Raw genomic sequence first — 18,846 nt, 5'->3', positions numbered from 1 at the left:
TTTACTTGCGCCTGGGCTCGAGACTCTTCTTTAGTGCATCCATGATGCTGATGACGTTGCCTTCCGTGGCTTGACGGGGCGCCGCCTTTGCGGGTTTGCGGCCCTTTGTTTGGCCTTGATGATGCTGAGCAATTCGGCCTGCACGGGATCGGTGGCAAGCTCCGGCGACCAGTCCTTGGTGCGCGTCTTGATCAGCTTGTCCATCAGGGGCCGCAAGTCCGCGTCCGGCTCGGACTTTTCGATCCCACCGAAATAATCCTTCTCCGGCCTGACCTCGTCACCATAGCGCAGCGTCCACAGCACGATGCCGTTGTCGCGGGCGTCAAGGAGCACGGCCCGCTCGCGACGATACAGAACCACGCGCGAAATCCCGACCGTGTTGGTTCGTTTCATCGCCTCGCGAATGACCGAGAAGGCTTCTTCGCCGACCTTGGCATCCGGCACGAGATAGTGCGGCGTGTCGTACCAGATCCAGCCGACCGAGGAGCGGGGTGCGAAGGTCTCGATATCGATCGTCCGGGTGCTCTCCAACGCCACGGCATCGAGCTCGTCATCTTCCAGCATGACGTATTCGTCGTCACCCTTGGGATAACCTTTGACCTCGTCGTCATCGGTAACGGGCTTGCCAGTAACCGCATCGACGAACCGGCTCTGGATCCGGTTTCCCGTCTTGCGGTTGAGCGTGTGGAACCGCACCTTCTCGCTCTCGGAGCGAGCCGGCATCATCGCCACAGGGCACGTCACGAGCGACAGCTTCAGATACCCCTTCCAGAATGTCCGCGGCGCCATGGTCACATCTCTCCCGATTGTCCCGGTGAACGCAGCGCTACGGCCGATCGTTCCGCAAGCAACCCGAAGCGGTCAGGCCGCCTCGGCTCGCTTCCCGAGTTTCTTGATGGCGTCCGCAATTGATCCGGCCGCATCATCGTATCCGTCCCAAGCCTTGGTCTTCTTGAGCAGCCCAGGCAGTGTCCTCACTGTGAAACGACTCGGGTCGAGACCGGCTTTGACCTGAGACCACGTCAGCGGCATTGAGGCGTGTGCACCGGGCCTGGCCCGTGGCGAGCGCGGCCCGACCGCCGTCGCCATCCGGTCATTGCGCAGGTAGTCGAGGAATATGCGGCCGTTGCGCAGGCGCTTGGCCATGTTGACGACGTAGCGCGACGGCTCCTCGCTGGCCAGAACCGCACAGACCCGGCGCGCGAAATCCTTCGCGGCTGGCCAATCGACCTTGCTGCGCTTACCGGGGACCAGTGGCGCGACGACGTGCAGGCCCTTGCCGCCGGTCGTCTTGCAGAAACTGGTGAGACCGAGCGCCTCCAACCTCTCGCGCATCTGCTTGGCCGCGTCGATGACGTCGCCAAAACTGACGCCCGGTCCCGGATCGAGATCGAAGACGAGGCGCCCTGGAATCTCCGGATCGCCTGGAGCGCAGTTCCAGGGATGAAGCTCGATGCCTCCAACCTGGGCTGCAGCGGCCAACGCCTCGATGCGATCGATCTGGAGATAGGGCTTCTTGTCGCCGAAGACGTGGACGAGTTCGAACAGGTTCGACGTGCCCATGCCGGCATGGCGCTGGAAGAACATCTCGCCGTTGATCCCGTCGGGCGCGCGCACGAGCGAGCAAGGGCGCCCCTTGATATGCGGCAGCATCCACTCGCCTATCGCTGCGAAATACTCGGCCAGCTCCTGCTTCGAAACGGGGCGATCGTCGTCGGCATTTGGCCACAGGGCTTTGTCGGGATGGCTGATGCCGACGCCCATGACATCGGCTCTGCCGCCGCGGCCGCGGGAGCGGGAGGGGCGAGGTTCAGGCGTTGCGATTTCTTCCGGATCGGCTGGTAGCTCGGTTTCGACCTCTTCGGCGGGCTTGTCCTCGCGCAGTCCCTTGAAGGCCGCCTGTCGCACCATGCCGTCGCCCGTCCACCCGGCAAACTCGATCTCGGCGACGAGCTCGGGCTTCAACCAGGTCACACCGGGCTCGCGCTTCGGTGCACCGGCTCCCGTGAAGGGCGACGTCTTGGCGGCCACCGCCTTCAATCGCGGCATCAACTGCGCGACCTTGGACGCGCTGTAGCCGGTACCGACCCGGCCGATATAGACGAAATGGGAGCCCCGGTTGACGCCGACGAGCAACGATCTGAACTTGCCGGCCGTCGTCGACCAGCCGCCGATGACGACCTCGTGGCCGGCGCGGCACTTCGCCTTCGTCCAGGTGTCGCTGCGGCCCGAGACATAAGGCGCATCGACGGCCTTCGAGATGATGCCCTCCAGCGACAATTTGCAGGCCGATTTCAGCACCGCATCGCCGCCGGTCTCGAAATGCTCGACATAGCGAAGGACGACGCCGTTGGCATGGTCGTCGAGATAGGCCTTCAGCTGCTCTTTCCGCTCGCGGAGCGGCCGCTCGCGCAGATCCGTGTTCGCATCGAAGAGCATGTCGAAGGCGAAAAAGACGAGGTCCTGCGTCTTGCCCTCGGAAATCGCGGCCTGAAGCGCCGAGAAATCCGGCGAGCCATGGCTGTCGAGCGCCACGATCTCGCCGTCGATGATGGCATCCGGCAACCCCTCAGCGGCTTTCGCGATGGCACGGAATTTCGAGGTCCAATCGAGGCCTTTGCGCGTCTTCAGCGCGGCCTTGGCGGCTTCGATCCGCATCTGGATGCGGTAGCCGTCGAATTTAATCTCGTGCACCCAGTCATTCCCATTGGGCGGACGCTCGACGCTTCGGCACAATTGCGGCGGGATGAATGACGGCATCTTCGCCGTGACGTCCTTGCGGGATGTGGACTTCGCCGGCGGCTCGCTCCGCTGTTTGGCGGCCAGACCCTTTCGGCTATCCCACTCCGCATCCGCAGCCAAACCGTTCCCGGCAAGCAGAAACGGCTTTGGAGAGCGTCCCTTGCCGGAGGCTATCGCCGACATCTTCCGCCCCGACGCGACCGAAGTGTCGGTCTTCAGGATCGCGTCGCCCTCGCCATCGACAGCATGCTCGTCGCGATGCTTGATAAGGAGCCAGTTGGTCCGCTTGCCGCCATCGCGATCCCCTCGCATTCGGACCAGGACGAAGCTGCCGTGGAGCCTCTCGCCTTCGAGCGTGAATTTCAGGTCGCCCTTCTCGAACTGCCTCTGGGGGCTGAGTTTCCCCTCTGGTTCCCAGAAGCCGCGATCCCAGAGTTGGACCGTGCCCCCGCCATATTCTCCCTTGGGGATCGTTCCTTCGAAGTCGCCATAAGCGAGCGGGTGATCTTCCACTTCGACCGCAAGCCGCTTGTCGTGAGGATCGAGCGATGGGCCTTTCGTCACCGCCCAGGATTTGAAGACGCCGTCGAGCTCGAGACGCAGGTCATAGTGCAGCCTTGTGGCGTCATGCTTTTGAATGACGAAGCGCAAACGATCCGACGACGCTACCGAGGCGTCATCGCTGGGCTCCTTGGTCTTCTCAAAATCGCGCTTGGCGCGATATGCCTGAAGCTTGCCCGCCAACGTCCCACCCTCTGTGCGTTTCCTCAACGCGCCCTGGTTTTGCGTGTTCCATCTCCGGGGCATCGGATGGCCGGACAGCCCATGCCCTTCGCAATTCCCCGTCGTTCACAGCTGAACCGGACCCCAGCCAACACGTTTCTGACATGGGTTCACAAGGAGCGATCTCGTGTTCAAAGGCTTCGAGGTTCGTCACCTGCGGGTAAAAGACGGCATACTGCGGGTGAGGACGGGCGGCGACCGACCGCCACTGCTTTTGATCCACGGACATCCGCGCACGCATACGACCTGGCATCGCGTCGCGGAGCGTCTCAGCGATCACTTCTCGATCATCTGTCCCGATCCCCGGGATTCGGCCAGTCCTTCAAACCGGCCGATCAACCCGATCACGCCTATTCATCGAAACGTGCGAAAGCGGCTGCGCTTGCCGAACTCATGACGGAACTCGGCCATGACAGATTCGATGTCGCTGGGCATGACCGTGGCGCCTACACTGCCTTTCGGCTGGCGATGGACCATCCGCAGCGCGTCCGCAGGCTCGCGGTCCTCGATGGGGTTCCGATCCTCGAAGCGCTTGAAAGGTGTCGCGAGCAGTTCGCGCGGCGCTGGTGGCATTAGTTCTTCTATGCGCAGCCCGAAAAGCCCGAGCGGGCGATCCCGGCCGACCCGCTGGCTTGGTATGGCGGATCACCCCAGGTCAGGGCACCGAGAATTACGCCGACTATCTCCAGGCCATCACCGATCCTTCGACGGTTCACACGATGCTCGAGGATTATCGCGCGGGCCTTGCGATCGATCATCAGCATGACCGCGCGGATCGCGCGACCGGCCGGCGGCTGCAATGCCCTCTCCTGGCGCTCTGGTCGGAGCAGGACGACCTGCCGGAGTTCTACGGAGATGTCGTAGAAGTGTGGCGGGCCTGGGCCGGAGACCTGAGCGGTTCATCGATATCTTGCGGTCATCACATGGCTGAAGAAGCCCCGGGAGCACTCGCTCAAAAGCTTCGCCAATTCTTCGAAGTCTGAGGTCAGGGTCGTATGATTCGAAGCCCAGGGCGATCATGGTGATGCCGCTATGAAGGATTCCGGCGTCGCTTCGGCCGTGTTGAGTCCGAAAGTTCGATCCAGACAGGCGCGTGGTCGCTCGCTTTCGTCCAGCCGCGGACATTGCGATCCACATCGGCTGCGACGAGCCGCGTTGCAACCATCGGACTGAGCAGAAAATGATCGAGCCGAAGGCCGGCATTGCGGCCCCAGGCATTCCGGAAATAGTCCCAGAAGGTGTAAATGCGCTCGCCGGGATGGAGCGTGCGCAGCGCGTCCGTCCAACCTTGCCTGGCCAGGACACGAAACGCCTCGCGGACCTCTGGCCGAAAAAGCGCGTCGTCGACCCATCGCTCTGGCTTGTAGACGTCGAGCTCGGTCGGCATCACGTTGTAATCGCCGGCAAGGATGACAGGCACGTCGAGCGCGAGAAGCTCAGCCGCGTAGTCCGTCAACCGCTGGAACCATCGCAGCTTGTAGCCGAACTTCGGCCCCGGCGCGGGGTTGCCGTTCGGCAAATAAAGGCAGGCTATGATCATTCCGTCGACAGCCGCCTCGATATAGCGGCTTTGGCTGTCTTCGGGGTCACCGGGCAGGCCTCGGCGGGTCTCGATCGGCTCAGCACCGCGCGCAAGGATCGCAACGCCGTTCCAGCTCTTCTGGCCATGCCAGATCGCCCCGTAGCCGGCCCCCTCGATCTCGCCGATCGGAAAACGGCCATCGGGCGCCTTCAGCTCCTGCAGGCAAACGACGTCCGGCTGCGCGTCTTCCAGCCACCGCAGGAGCACCGCCAAGCGTCCATTGATGCCGTTGACGTTGAAGGTGGCGATTTTCATCGTCCCGTCTCAGCTCGTGATCCGCTCGGCCCAGGCCGAAACCGCGTCAGCCATGGTCTTCAGATGGTCGGCGGCCGAAAAGCCGGAAACGGACTTCCGCGGCTTCAGATCGTGGTCACCGTCATGCAGCCACAGCATCTCGATGGCCGGTGACAGTGTGTAGGCGGAGACCTCCTCCCGCCTGCCGAACTCGTCGCGCGTGCCCTGCACGATCAGCGTCGGGATTTTCAGGTCGACGAGGTGCGCGGTACGCAACTGCTCGGGCTTTGCTGGCGGATGAAAGGGATAACCGAGGCACAGCAGGCCTTGGACCCGGCCAGAGTCGAAGAGGTCGTCTGCGACCATGCTGGCGACCCGGCCGCCCATCGACTTACCGCCGATGATGAGGGGACCTTTCGCGTCAAACGCGTCGATCGCGGCGATATATTCGGGATTGAGCTTTTCCGCTCGCGGCGGCGGCTGGCGGCCCGACGCCGTACGTCGGCCGGCCATATAATCGAACTCGAAGCGAGCCACGCGAAAGCCCGATCCCGCCAAAGCCTTCGCCGTCGCTGTCAGCGAGGGCGAATCCATCGGCCCGCCCGCGCCGTGCGCGAGCAGGACCGCTCGTTTCGCCTGCTCGGGACCGTCGTAGAGAAACCTCACCGCCATCCGCCGGAGCCCTTATGCCTGAAGATCAGTTCGACGATGCGAATTTCCGGGGCAGCCGACATTGAGAGGCCCGGAACTGTAACACCGGAACGCGCGGTACTTGCCGGCGGTTGCTTCTGAGCGAACTTTCATCGGAACTTGACGGCGACGGAGCCGGACGTTAGCGCGCGTCGCGTCCGCGGTTGGTGCGAAGCGTCCGAGGCGAGCAACCGGTTTCGCCCGGTCTCATGAGCATCTAGACGCTCGAAGGTTAGTCGGCCGGGTTACCCGCACGGGCCGACGCTAGGCCGGCCATCTCCTCAGACGCGACCAAATGAAGTTCGAAACGGTATGGGCCATGCCTACCTCCAAACCATTGGGACGACGGAAAGGTGCGCCGGCTCAGTCGCTCTCGTCGGACCACCGTTCCTTAGCTTCAGCGGCCGAGACGAGCAGTGAGATGACGTTGCCCTCGACACCTGTGACCAGTCCCAGGTCGAGATAATGATCCGTGCCGCCCGAGGCGGGGTCGCTCTTTTTCAGCTTCAGTAACTGTCCGGACAGGCTGTCGACGGTGCCAACATGGTCTCCGTCGGAACCGACCACCTCCAGGCCCTCTCGGATTTGATCCACGAACATCATCTCGAACCTCCCATGTTGGATCTCGAATGACGTTTGGAACGGCTGTCACGGTCGGTTAGTTCCTCCCCGCAGCGAGGGAGCCTGCACCGAGCCAAAGATGGGGAAGCCACGGTGCGGGAGCCTGCACCAGTCGGCGCCACTCCGGGCATGTCCTCTCACGGTGCCCAACTGTAGGAAAGCCACTCCGGATGCCGCCAAGCGCACTCGAACCCGTTGTCATTGAAGAGGCGGTGAATGAACGGCCGGGTGCCGCCGTTTCGTTCCCCTATGACGCGGGACTGGTTGCGCGATTCCGGACGGCCTTTCCGCGGGCGCGCTGGCGAGATGACCGGCGGATCTGGCTGGTGCCAGGCAAGCTCGCCGGTCGGCGGCTACACCGCTGGCTGGAGCGCGAACTGTCAGGGGTTTTGGCGCATGCCGATCAGCGGGGCCGAGACGCTTTTGCCTTCGAGCCGATCATCAGCACCCATTTGGAGGCCGCGGACGACCTGCTCGTTCGAACGCCTTATTCGAAGACGGTCGTGGACGAGCTGCGCTCCGTTCCGTGGGCTTGGTGGATGGTGATCAGAGGGTTTGGCGCGTTCCATTCCGCGCCTTCGACGAACTGCGGAACCGCTGGCCCGCCATCGAGGCCGCGGCTCAGCGCAACGAACCCGAAGCCCGAAAGCGCAGGGCCGAAGAAGCCAGGGCATCTTCCGAATTCGCAGAGGAAAAGGCCCTCGCGAACGAGCGTCACCGGCTGCGTTATCCGGTTCCCGCCGATGCATTGCCGCCAATGGGTCGACCGCTGATGTCGCATCGCGGAGCGATCGTCATCGACGACATCACCGGCGAGTTGGTCGGCGCCGCGGTCGCGACGGCCCACTATCCATGGAGTCAGAGTTCGGATGCCGATCTGATCTGGGCAGTCTGGCGGCGCCCAAGCCTTGACGAACTGGTGAAGACCTGGCCGTCGCGACGCCCCGTGAGCGCGGCCGACACCGCTCGCGGCTGGTGGAACCCGACGATAGAGGAGCTTCGCGCAGCCCGACGACAGGCGCGATCTTCAGAGCGATCGCGGGAAACCCGGCGCAAACACGCATCTAGCAGCGAAGGCGGGGAAACTTGATGAGCTTATCCGTACCGCTAGGAGCGAAAAAGATGGCCGCATTAGAAAATCCCTCCCTTTCCTTCGCGCTTTCGGTCGACACGCGCGCCATGGAGGCTAGGCTTGCGCAAACGATCCCCATAGATACCGGCGTATGGCAATACGAGCCAAAGTGGGATGGCTTTCGCTGCCTTGCCTTCAAGAATGGTGATGCGTCGACCTGCGTGCCAAGTCTGGGAAGCCCTTAGGCCGGTATCCCGAGCTGGTCGCGTTGTTGCGCGGCTTGGAAGCTCCGGAGTTCGTGGTCGACGGGGAAATCATAATCGAGCTCTCCGGCGCATATTCTTTTGATGCGTTGCAGATGCGGCTTCACCCGGCAGAAAGCCGCGTTCGCAAGCTGGCCGCCGAAACGGCAGCCAGGCTGGTTCTGTTCGACATGTTGGCAGACGTCGGCGGCCATGTTCTCACCGACCAGCCGCTATCAAAGAGACGGACGACCCTCGAAACCTCTGTGAAATCGTCAAATCCCAAGGACATCGAGCTCTCGCCGGCCACTTTCGACCCAAAAGAGGCTGAGGCCTGGCTCAAGGACGCAGGTCACGGAAAGACCGACGGTGTCGTCGCCAAACGGAGCGACGATCCATACATTTCCGGCGAGCGGGCGATGATCAAGGTTAAGCGAATGAGGACCGCCGACTGCGTGGTCGGTGGCTTCCGCTATCTTGCGGGTAGACCTGAGATTGGCTCCCTGCTGCTTGGCCTATATGACAAGGAAGGCAGGCTCGACCATGTCGGCTTCACCTCGACCATTGCCAACGAAGACAGAGGCGCCCTTACCCGACGTCTGGAGGACTTGCGCGAAGCACCCGGCTTCACTGGCAACGCGCCTGGCGGTCCGAGCCGTTGGAGCACCGAGCGTAGCGGCGCTTGGGAACCGCTGCGACCGGAACTGGTGGTCGAAGTGCGCTTTGACCATGTAACCGCGGATCGTTTCCGTCACGGCACAAAGCTATTGCGGTGGCGGCCCGACAAGGCACCACGACAATGCACGTTTGACCAGCTCAGCTAGGCAACTGGCCCGGACCCATCTTGCTGTCCCCAGCGTTAAAGTGCGGGAAGGGCAACTGCATGAGTATCGACACCATCGAAACGGAAAAAATTGGGCTCGATGAACGGCGTGAACGGCGCAGGTTGCGTCGGGAGAAGCAGCGGGCGGAAAACGTCGCACGCGCCGACAAAATGCATGCCGCACGCATGGCAGCGGAGCTGCCCGTTACCGTGGTGGTGTCGGCGCCATCCGCGTATGTCGGCTGCTCAGGATGGTTCTACTGGAAATGGCGCGGCAGATTCTACCCGGAGGAGATGCCCACCGGCGAGTGGTTCAGGCACTACGGGAAGCATTTCGATACCGTTGAAATCAACGCGTCGTTCTATTCCTGGCCGACCGTCGCCAATGTGAAGAGCTGGCTTCGTCAGCCCGGCGAGCGAGATTTTGTCTATACGGTCAAGGTGTGCGAGTTGATAACCCACATCAAGAGATTTGAGGGCACCGAAACCCTCGTAAAGGACTTTGGATTGATCGCCGATATTCTTGGCGAGCGAATGGGCTGCTTTCTATTCCAGCTACCACCGAGCTATCGCTTCACGGAAGCGAGACTGAGCGCAATTCTCGGCCAACTCGACCCGGCACGGCGCAATGTGGTCGAGTTTCGGCATGCCAGTTGGTGGAATGAGACGGTTTACGCGGCTTTCCGGGAGACGGGCACGATCTTTTGCTCCTGCAGCGGACCTCGTCTTCCGGATGTTCTCGTGCGCACAGCAGACGACATCTATCTTCGGCTGCACGGCCCGGAGCGCTGGTATCGGCATGACTACTCGGAAAGCGAGCTAACTGAGTGGGCGGATAAAATCCGTGACAGCGGCGCAAGGAGAGCGTGGGTCTACTTCAACAACGACTATGAAGGCTTTGCGCCGAAAAACGCTTTGGCAATGCGGCGCTTACTCGCAAACAGATCCGCCAACGACACGTCGTTCCCTGCGGTGGAAACAGAGGTTGCAGATGGGTAACCGGGTGGACTTTCGAGATGCAGATTCGTTCGGCGGGCCGCGCTTCCATCCGCTTTTTCGGCGGCTTATGCCCCCTTGCTTACCGACGCGTGCAGGTCGAGTGACAAGTCGAAATTCGGCCAACTTGGATCGAAGGATTTGACCAGATGATCGGTCGGGCAGCCGAAAGCTCGCCGCCGTTGATTGGAGAATGGCCGCTACCTCCATCCGTAACGCTCGGGTCGTCGGTGCGCGCAACGGGAATCGAACGGGAAATCCGGGCCCGATTAGCTTTTACAATCAGAAAGTGCCTCTCTGTTGAGGCTCAAAGTGTTGTCTTGCGTATGTCGGAGGCTGAAACAGATGAGTTCAAAGCCGCGGCGGCGCAAATCGCCAAAACGCTGGATGGAATCGAAGCGCTGCCGGTGCTTCCTCGCGAGGCAGAGGACATTCTCGCGATCTCTCCTCGCGAACGTCACAAGTGGTTGAAAGACGGTCGCCTGCAGAGCATCGGCACCCGCACGGTCAAATTGCGCGGACGGGCCAAAGTCGTGACCTTCCACGTCTTCGACCCTCGACACATTGAGGATGTCCTCGATCGTGACCTGCCGGCCCTCTGGAGAGAGAACGATGCTCAGGCAGCTACCGACAACAGGCGACGCGCAGCAGGAAGGGCCGCGTTGACGCGTGCGGGGAATGGCGTCGGCAAGGCTGCCGATGCTAGGCATGCCAGCGAAGGTAGCCAGCGGCTGAAGCTGGAAGGCTGGGATGCGTTCGAGAAAGAGGGCCTTCTACGGTAATCGAGTAAGGATTCCCGCGCAGTCGGGAATGTCCGGTGGAATGGACGTCTTCTAGGGTCGTTTGCCCCGCGATCAGCGAAATCCCGTGTCTTGACCCTAATCTCATCGATGTGGCCATAGGGATCGACGATGTTGCGGCGGGGCGTCTTCGCGATTCCGCTCGGATTTGGTGTTGGCGCGCCATGGTGGAATTCAACACTCCCATCCGGGACGCAGCGGCAGTGTAAGCCAGCGCCGTTACAGCATTGAATGCCGGCGAGGGTCAGCGGCAGTCGCAGCTGAGGGTGCGAGGCGGCGCCGAACGAGGCTTTACAGAGCCTCAACTTGTCTATTGCCGATCCACATTCGCTGCATTCTCTACAGTGCGCCTCGCTAGCACTTTGAGGGTCTTCGGGTGGATATGGCCTGGATGATGCGCCACGCCATCTCGCGACAATCGGTTTCCGCCTATGTGAAGCAGGGCAGGAACAGGTGGGACAAGGCTCTACCGCCGCCCCTGTACCGCCGGCGCAAGTCGAGAAGCCGCAACGGGGTGGAAAATCCGATTGCTCTTCGCGCAATGGATCATATCTGCAGCTGATCGGCACCGACCCAGCGCGGCAGGGCCCCAGGATTTGGAAGTGCTCTCATGCGTCGTGCGCTCGCACGCTGCGACCGCGAGGGCGCCGTAGCCTATCTGGAATCTTTGAATCCGCGGAATATTCGACCATATCTGCGACACGGGTTCGAAATTCTCAGAACATCCAGGCCGGATCGACGCCGATACTGCGCTCGCCCATGCCTGCCCCCAAGCTGAGTGGACCACTGACACCCAACCGCCAATTGTCAGGCTGGCGCCAGCGAGACGATACACTCGCCGATTTGGGCTTCGCTTGACACATCGGCGGGTGAATCTGCAGATCCGCCCTCGGTCACTTCCCGCCACGGAACAGTTGCGGCGTGAGAGGGCGGTGCAGCATAGGAGCGGCGAGCAGTCTCCAATCTTTAGGAATTCAGGGTCGTCGCCGCCGTGACGTCCAAGGACCACAGAGAACCTCCCCATCTAGCGTTATCAGTCCAAGTGCCATATAGGAGCGAGGACTTACCCTCGAGGCGCATTGCACGACGGGTTCGCACCGTGCGGGTGTGGTGGAACTGGTAGACGCGCCGGATTCAAAATCCGGTTCCGAAAGGAGTGTCGGTTCGATTCCGACCACCCGCACCATCAATTCACAGCTTTGCCAAGGTTGGGGTCGAGGGTTCGAATCCCTTCGCCCGCTCCAGACAATCTCAATAAAATCATTGACTTAGCGAGCGCCCTTCGAGGCATTTTCTGCTTCCCCGGCACCATCTGCGCGAGCGGGAAAGCAGGGGGAAGCCGCTGAACGCGTCTGCGCTTGTGTGCGACGCAGCAATGGCGGAGCCTGCCAGTTGTCCAATCTGGGCGAGCGCCGCGTTCCGAATCACCATCCCGCTCCTGTCAGCCGTCCGCCGCTGTTTAGCGTTGGCTTACTTTAGCAGGCTCGGGCCCGCGACCAGGCCGATCATGTGGACCGCCACGAACTCTGGCGCGCGCTCGATCTCAAAAGCGAGCGCGCGGTACTCTTCCGCACGCGCCTGGCCTTCTGGCGAACTCGATGTCGCCCAGTAGTCCGTCGCCCCGCACGCAGCCTCGTAAGCTTCGGATAGTTCGGGGAAGTGCGGATCCTGACCGCATCTGTCGCTGAGTTCCGTCCGACGCTTCGGCCAACGGAGCATGAGCCGGGCCAGTCCGCGCCTCTGCGCCTGGTTCATTCGCAACCTCGTGCCGCCCGGGTGGCAGACGACGTTGATTGTCGGGAAGTGGACATGAACCTGAGGCGAACGATCTGAAGCAGGAGGGTGGCGGCGTAAGGCGACGCGCGCTCGCGGCGTCAGTCGGCCAGACGTCTCTTAGGGGCCGAACTGGAAATTGCTAGCTAGTGGCCGCTCCTCTTGCCCTGCGCCGAGTCGTCTGCCTGACGCCCCCGTAGAAGCTGATCAAGAGAATCCCTCAAGTTCCTCAGGCCTTCGACAGGCATCACAAGACGAGCCCGAACTACAGCTTCGATGGCAATTTCTGCGGTCGGCCCGGCCAACATTTTCTCTGCGATCGGCCGCCCATGGGTGAAGGTAAGGGTGGCCAGTTCGCCTGTGACCGAGCAGTTGAAGGGGCCTACGACGACAGTCTCGGGGATGTTGTCGGGATCAACGACACGAATGTGACTCATGGCTTCCACTGCGATTACGGCATTCGGACAATCTCTACCTCTCGCCGATGGGACGCGTGGGAGGCGGCAATCCATCGGCGAGAGGCGTGGCGCTGGTTGGGGAGCGCCAAGCTCACGCTAGCACGCCGCCTTGAAAGGAAAAGGCCGGCCGGGGCGGGAATGTAAGCGCTATCCGGATGGGCCGTAGACGTCCTCGCGGCAGCCTCCCGCCGCGGTGGAAAGGGAAGCCAGAGAGAGCTCGCAGCCGAGAACACCACAGCCGCCGATTGGGGCCAATTCAGGCAGCGCGCCTCCAACAGCCGCGGCCCATCTTCTTGGCTTCGTAAAGCGCTGCATCAGCCTTGTGCACCAGCGCATCGAGCGAATCCGCGTCGTGCGGATAAACCGCCAGGCCGATCGACAAGGCAACGTCGAGTTTCTTGTCCTTTATCGAGAGCGGTTCGACCATCGCCTCCAGCAGTCGCAGGGCCAGGGCCGCCGGGTCGGCGCCGTTTTGCTCGAGCCGGCACAAGACCACGAACTCATCGCCACCCACCCGTGCCAATAGGTGCCGCTCTCCCACGACCGAACGGAACCGCCCGGCGACCGAACGGAGGAGAACATCGCCCACGGCGTGCCCGTAGGTGTCGTTCACGCTCTTGAAACGGTCGAGGTCGAGCCACAGGAGACCGAACTCGTCACCGGACGCGGCGGCGATGTCGATGGCCTTTCGAAGTTCGCTGCGGAACAGACGAAGATTCGGCAAGCCCGTCAGTGCGTCATGGTTTGCAAGATAGGTCATGTGCTCGCGCGCGGCCTTCTCCACGCGGATGTCGCGGATCTCGACCAATAGTCGCGGGGCGCCGCTGGACAGGATCGGCGTGGCGCTCAGCGCAACATCGACGAGGGCGCCGGTGGCCGTCATCAGCTGCGCCTCAACTCCCCTGAGGCAGTTATTGCTGCGGTCGCTGGTCAGTGCAGACCTGGCGATAAAATTCGTCAGGGGGTCCCTTCGATTTCCGCCTGATCGAGGCCAACCAGTTGCTCGAAGGTCCGGTTTGTGGCGATCACTTCCTGGTTCTCGCATACGACAATGCTGGTCTGCGCCGCCTCGATGATGTTTCGCATCTGGTCCGCATCGGCGGACGCCCTATGTGCGCGCTTGTCGAAGACAATCGCCACCAGACTGAGAGCCACGATCACCGACGCCACGAAGGCGACTGAAAGCCCAAGCAGAAACTCTGACAGGCCTCCGTCCGAAACAGCGAGGGTCGGGTCCGTCTTGACGACGGCGGCCGCCATCGCAGTGAAATGGAGGCAGCAGATGGCCGCACCGAATAGCGTTGCGGCGACAAATCTGTGCCTCCGCCTGTTGGCAAGACGTTCGATGAAAATGGAGGCGCTGACCAGCAGGACAGCGGAGCCGACGGAGAGCGCGACCAGAGCAGGTTCCCAAGCGAACGTACCCGCGAACACCAGCGCTCGCATGCCGGTGAAGTGCATGGCAGCAATAGCCGCGCTGAGTACGACAGCGCCGACGAGTGCGCATGGGAGAGCCGTCGACATCAAGAGGGGCATGGCGATGCCGGCGATCACGATGCTTAGCAGCGCGGAGGCGAGCGTCAGCGTGATATCGTAGCTGACGGCTGTCGCGGGGGCAAAGCCGAGCATCGCGACAAAATGGGTGGACCATATCCCGCCGCCAGCCACGCAGGCGGCTATGAGCGACCAGCCGTGCCGCGCCCCACCCTTCTGCGCGCGGGCGTGATTGAGAACGGCAAAAACGGTGAATCCCGATATGAGCGAGACGAGAACCGCCAGAAGAACGAGCTTGGGATCATGGTCGGTCCGTATGCAATCCAAAATCCGGATGAACATGCGCAGCCTTGCCGTTACAAGCAGTTGACCCCGAGAATCGTCGCCCGGCCTTGCGGCTCGCTTTGAAACTTGACGAGGGGGTATCGCAGCGCAGCTGAAAGTTGTCGATCAATGGAATATTACAAGAAAACAAACAATTTTAGATATTTACCGGTAACTGCGTGCTGAAACTGAGATTTACCAAAAATTCGGGACCCGTTTTCCTTGTGGATCGAATGATACTCTGAGCAGACTCGGACGGCGGCAGCATTCGCAGGTCTATCTGACTGGCCCGGCATTGCGCCAACTCCTGATGTGGGGTCTGGCCAAGAAGCTAATATTTGTGTTGGCGTCGCTTAGGTATGCGCGCCCCGGATCCAGGGCACCAGGCGGCCCGCCTCTGCCCCCAATTCCGGTTCCATCCACGACAGAACGTTAACTTCTGCATGCGACCAATTTTACGGGGGCTGGTAGAGGCGTGGATCGAAACGATGACGGCGCGCAACGGCGCCAGCAATAAGGGGCGGCTGGGCGTCCTATTGCAGCGTTACCATCTGTGGATTGGCCAAAAACTCGGCCTGCCAGACCTCGACGAAACCGAGGCGGGATTGCTGCGGCGCCTGCAGTCCGAAGTTTTCTCGGCAATCTTGCCACCGGTTCTCATCTCCAACATCGCGGCTGCCGTAGTCACGGCGGCGGTAGCGATTTGGCACGGCTGGGTTTTAGCTGCGGTCGGTTGGTTCACTTGCGTCGTTGTAATCGGCATTGCCGGCTTGTGCCGAACTCGAGCGCTTGAGACACGCCAGCGGGTGGAACCGCCCTCAGAGCGTTTCACACGGCGCACGATAGTTGACTCGGCCATACTGGCTTTGCCGTGGCTCATCGCCGGGCTCTGGCTCAATCCGTCCCTTGTGCCGGAAATGGAAACGCTCGTAGCAACGATCCTGGCTGGATTGATTTTCGCGGGCATCTTTACCATGGCGAGCATGCCGGCCGCAGCGCTGACTTTCTCAGGCATGGTGATGTTCGGTCGCCTGGCTCAGGTCATCTATACACCGCTCGATCAGGCACTAAGCAACCTCGCCCTTCTAATTATTTACAGCATCATACTTTTGGTGTCGTTGCGCGCTTTTGCGCGGCTTTATATTGACCGTATTCGTTCCGCGCTTGTTGCTTCCAGACTACGGGAAGAGGCGCTTTCACGCGCTGCCCGCGAGGAGGACCGCAGGGAGTCGGCTGAGGCACATGCGCGCGGCTTCCGCGATGAGGTCGGCGACATCATGAACGCCTTCACGAACTCAGCGGGACGCATGACCGAGGCCGGCATAATGCTGCGCACTATCGCGGGGGCGACGCATGGTTCTGTGACCAGAGCCGTCTCGCGTGTTGCTTACGCCAGTGAGGATATCTCATCTGTAGAGACCTGCTCCCACCGTCTTGCAGACAGTGTCGAGCAGATCCGTCGCGAAACCGACGTCACGAGTGGCCTTGTCGGCGCCGCGGCGGAGGATATCGAGGCTGCCATCGCCATCCGAACCGAACTCACCGATGCGGTTCGCGACATCGGCGAGGTCTCGGAGGTGATCCGCGGCATCGCCACGCAAACCAATCTGCTTGCTCTCAATGCCACGATAGAAGCGGCCCGAGCTGGAGTTGCCGGGAGGGGCTTTGCTGTCGTCGCCGGGGAGGTCAAGGATTTGGCCGCACGCACTGCGACCGCAACGCAGGAAATTGGGGCTAGGATCGAAGAAGTGCGAACCGCCACGGAGCGATCCTTGGCAGCTATGCGAAATATCGGTCAGTCTGCGGAAGCGATCGTCAATGCCACCGGCGGGATCGTGCGCGCCGTCGACGAACAGGCGAGCACAATAGACACGATCGCATCCCTGTTGGCACGAGCTATCGCTCAGGCCGAGGAGGCGGCTAGCGCGATGAAGCAAGTGGCTTTCGATGCAGAACGCACCCTGAGCAGCGGCGAAGAGATCGCAGATGCCGCGGCGGTGGTTGATGGGAAGGTCACGCGCCTAGGTCAAACCGTGACGCGCTTTTCAGGGCAGATGGCAAACTAGGCTGGTCGGCTTGGTGCCACTTCCAGACATTGGGCCGCCAGCCTGAGGCGGACATTCAAACGAGCGCACCTTGAGAGTGGTCAAGACGGGGTGTTAGAATTCGTTGAGCGATTTCTTGACAGAAAAGCGCAGGATCGAATGGATCTGCACATCAGCATTGCCGGACGGGTCCAGGGAGTTGGCTACCGGCAATGGTTCCGCGGCCGCGCCCTCACAGCTGGCGTAAGCGGTTGGGTACGCAACTGCGTAGACGGTACCGTGGAAGCAGCGCTTTCCGGTCCAGCCGAAAGTGTCGAGCGATTAGCTCTTGAGGCGCGGCAGGGCCCCCGCGGCGCAGAGGTCGAGGAGGTTCGTCGCCTCGAAGCAGCCCGCGGTTGGATGGCGGCGGCCAGACCTTCTTCATTGCCGCGACCGATAGCTTTCCACGACAAGGGCGCGATACTCCTCATTCGCCTTAGCCAGTCGCCCTTGAAGTCGGGAGAGTTCGAGGAATTCGCCGACCCGGTAGGGCAGGGCCTCGATGCGCCATGTGTGGACGGCTCTCCGTTGGCAAGGGTTTTCGAGCGTTCTGCAGGGTTGGTCGGTGCGGCCATGTGTTCGACCTGTTGGTGCGGCGCGCATGGCCGCTGGCCATAATGCCTTCCGCGAGGACGGGTCCCGACCAAAAGCACGCGCTCGAAGGCGCTATGGCGCAAGTGGGTTTTCCCGTTCTTCGGTTCGACCGGCTGGCTGCGTTACGTTCGTGTTGCCCTTCCCAAGCTCTTCGGCACGGTTCGCCTGATTTCTATGCGGCCTGCGGGATCGGCTCGCGATAGGGCTCGCCGGTGATCATGATCGCCCAGACCATCCGGGCGGTTTTGTTCGCCAAGGCCTCGCACGCGACCTTTGTCGTTCGCCGGGCCAGCAGTTGCACCAGCCATGGCCGCCGCGTTCCGTTCCGTTGCGCATAGCGTACGACGGCCAAGCCCCGACAACCAGCAGTTGGCGCAGGTAGCGGTCACCCTGTTTGGTGATGCCACTCAGGCGCTCCTTCCCGCCGCTTGAGTTCTGCCGTGGCACGAGGCCGATCCACGCAGCGAGATTTCGGCCCGAACGGAACGCTTGGGGATCCGGGATGCTGGCCACGAGCGCGCTCGCCAGGAGCGGCCCGACGCCCGGCACATCCATCAGCCTGCGCCCGGTTTCGGTCGCGCGGGCGTTGGTTCTGATCCGACGATCCGCTTCCAGGATCTGATCGTTGATGAGGGCGAGCTGCGCAACCAACATCCCGAGACAAGTCCGCGCCTCAGCCGGGACCCGCTCGTCGCCCTCCGCGATGAGCCTGATGAGGGTGCCCAGGCCCTCCCTCCCGATCGGCGCGGCCAGGCCAAACTCCGCCATGTGGCCCCGGATCGCGTTCGAGAGCTGGATACGCTGGCGCATGAGCATCAGCCGAACACGGTGCAGCACCATGATGCTCTGCTGATCGACGCTCTTCACCTCGACGAAGCGCATGGTCGGGCGGGTCACGGCCTCGCAGATCGCCTCGGCGTCAGCCGCGTCGTTCTTCTGCCGCTTCACATAGGGCTTCACGTAGCTCGGCGGCATCAGCCGGACCTGGTGACCGAGCTTGGTCAACTCGCGTGCCCAATGGTGCGCCGTGGCGCACGCCTCGATCCCGATCAGGCAAGCCGGCAACCTGGCGAAGAATGGAAGGAGCTGCGCTCGCCGAACCTGACGCCGGATCACAACCGTGCCTCTCAGGTCGACGCCGTGCACCTGAAAGACCGACTTTGCGATGTCCAATCCAATCGTGACTGCCTGATCCATGCTCTCCTCCATCTCTGCGAGAGCCTATGCTCCCGCGCGGGTGGAGAGCCGTCCACAGCATCAGAAGCGGAAGTTGAGGCGCTGCCCGGATCCAGACATTCGTCGGAAAAGCGATTGCGGATTGCATTTTGCTTCCGAGACACCGCCTCTGGGCTAGCCACATGAAGTAAAACCACACAAGCAATGTGGCGATGCAGCCGAAAACAATTACAGCGTCCCAGCATACCTGCCTCGACACCTTACCTATAAAATTGGTGACTGGCATGCGCTTGCGGGCGACTCCAAATTTCTGACGACGTAGGTCAGACTGAGCGTTCTAGAAGTCGACGCAGACACG

Annotated in this window: 12 protein-coding genes, 1 tRNA gene and 4 pseudogenes; 8 read left to right on the top strand and 9 right to left on the bottom strand. The window is 61.8% G+C overall.

Translation table 11 applies throughout. From position 1 onward, the window contains the following. Position 1: 1 nt before the first annotated feature. Together ku and ligD are read right to left on the bottom strand one after the other, a co-directional pair. Positions 2-789, bottom strand: a pseudogene (ku, locus tag QO058_RS14615) (non-homologous end joining protein Ku). Positions 790-861: 72 nt separating this feature from the next. Beyond that, a complete protein-coding gene (gene ligD, locus QO058_RS14610; protein WP_284172792.1) occupies positions 862-3,486 on the bottom strand; it encodes a DNA ligase D in 2,625 nt (874 codons plus the stop codon). A 166-nt stretch (positions 3,487-3,652) separates the two neighbouring features. On the opposite strand from ligD, the pseudogene QO058_RS14605 reads away from it, so the two are divergent. Then, positions 3,653-4,508, top strand: a pseudogene (locus QO058_RS14605) (alpha/beta fold hydrolase). Positions 4,509-4,555: 47 nt separating this feature from the next. On the opposite strand, the gene xth reads toward QO058_RS14605, so the two are convergent. The 3 genes from xth to QO058_RS14590 all read right to left on the bottom strand — a co-directional run bounded on the left by xth (position 4,556) and on the right by QO058_RS14590 (position 6,634). Further along, positions 4,556-5,362: an exodeoxyribonuclease III gene (gene xth, locus QO058_RS14600; RefSeq protein ID WP_284172791.1), complete on the bottom strand. Its 807-nt coding sequence runs from the start codon at positions 5,360-5,362 to the stop codon at positions 4,556-4,558. 9 nt (positions 5,363-5,371) lie between these two features. Then, a complete protein-coding gene (locus tag QO058_RS14595) occupies positions 5,372-6,013 on the bottom strand; it encodes an alpha/beta hydrolase family protein (RefSeq protein WP_284172790.1) in 642 nt (213 codons plus the stop codon). A 381-nt stretch (positions 6,014-6,394) separates the two neighbouring features. Continuing rightward, positions 6,395-6,634, bottom strand: a complete 240-nt coding sequence (locus QO058_RS14590; RefSeq protein WP_284172789.1) for a DUF2171 domain-containing protein — start codon at positions 6,632-6,634, stop codon at positions 6,395-6,397. 544 nt (positions 6,635-7,178) lie between these two features. Between QO058_RS14590 and QO058_RS31105 the strand changes: the two genes are divergently transcribed. The 5 genes and pseudogenes from QO058_RS31105 (at position 7,179) to QO058_RS14565 (ending at position 11,771) form a co-directional block, all read left to right on the top strand. Then, positions 7,179-7,742 (top strand): hypothetical protein, encoded by a 564-nt coding sequence (locus tag QO058_RS31105; RefSeq protein ID WP_347976517.1) that lies wholly within the window; start codon positions 7,179-7,181, stop codon positions 7,740-7,742. Positions 7,743-7,774: 32 nt separating this feature from the next. Further along, positions 7,775-8,790: pseudogene (locus QO058_RS14580) on the top strand (ATP-dependent DNA ligase). A 59-nt stretch (positions 8,791-8,849) separates the two neighbouring features. After that, entirely contained in the window at positions 8,850-9,788 is a 939-nt protein-coding gene (locus QO058_RS14575; RefSeq protein ID WP_284172788.1) for a DUF72 domain-containing protein, read from the top strand. 146 nt (positions 9,789-9,934) lie between these two features. After that, complete coding sequence (locus tag QO058_RS14570; RefSeq protein ID WP_284172787.1) at positions 9,935-10,567, top strand: hypothetical protein; 633 nt, start codon at positions 9,935-9,937, stop codon at positions 10,565-10,567. 1,119 nt (positions 10,568-11,686) lie between these two features. Further along, positions 11,687-11,771, top strand: a tRNA-Leu gene (locus QO058_RS14565). A gap of 284 nt (positions 11,772-12,055) precedes the next feature. Here QO058_RS14565 and QO058_RS14560 read toward each other — a convergent pair. The 3 genes from QO058_RS14560 to QO058_RS14550 all read right to left on the bottom strand — a co-directional run bounded on the left by QO058_RS14560 (position 12,056) and on the right by QO058_RS14550 (position 14,652). After that, entirely contained in the window at positions 12,056-12,340 is a 285-nt protein-coding gene (locus QO058_RS14560) for a hypothetical protein (protein ID WP_284172786.1), read from the bottom strand. Between the two features lie 732 nt (positions 12,341-13,072). Next, positions 13,073-13,699 (bottom strand): GGDEF domain-containing protein, encoded by a 627-nt coding sequence (locus QO058_RS14555; protein ID WP_284172785.1) that lies wholly within the window; start codon positions 13,697-13,699, stop codon positions 13,073-13,075. A 74-nt stretch (positions 13,700-13,773) separates the two neighbouring features. Further along, entirely contained in the window at positions 13,774-14,652 is an 879-nt protein-coding gene (locus tag QO058_RS14550; protein WP_284167802.1) for an MHYT domain-containing protein, read from the bottom strand. 470 nt (positions 14,653-15,122) lie between these two features. Between QO058_RS14550 and QO058_RS14545 the strand changes: the two genes are divergently transcribed. Together QO058_RS14545 and QO058_RS14540 are read left to right on the top strand one after the other, a co-directional pair. Then, on the top strand, positions 15,123-16,700 hold the full coding sequence (locus QO058_RS14545; protein WP_284172784.1) for a methyl-accepting chemotaxis protein: 1,578 nt from the start codon (positions 15,123-15,125) through the stop codon (positions 16,698-16,700). A gap of 138 nt (positions 16,701-16,838) precedes the next feature. Next, positions 16,839-17,336 (top strand): acylphosphatase, encoded by a 498-nt coding sequence (locus QO058_RS14540; protein WP_284172783.1) that lies wholly within the window; start codon positions 16,839-16,841, stop codon positions 17,334-17,336. A gap of 148 nt (positions 17,337-17,484) precedes the next feature. On the opposite strand, the pseudogene QO058_RS14535 reads toward QO058_RS14540, so the two are convergent. Beyond that, positions 17,485-18,509: pseudogene (locus QO058_RS14535) on the bottom strand (IS110 family RNA-guided transposase). Positions 18,510-18,846 lie beyond the last annotated feature (337 nt).

Origin of the sequence: Bosea vestrisii, assembly GCF_030144325.1 — a bacterium.
In the GTDB taxonomy this organism is placed as follows: domain Bacteria; phylum Pseudomonadota; class Alphaproteobacteria; order Rhizobiales; family Beijerinckiaceae; genus Allobosea; species Allobosea vestrisii_A.
The sequence above is the reverse complement of the archived record's forward strand: the minus strand, read 5'-3'. Positions and strand labels throughout refer to the sequence as shown.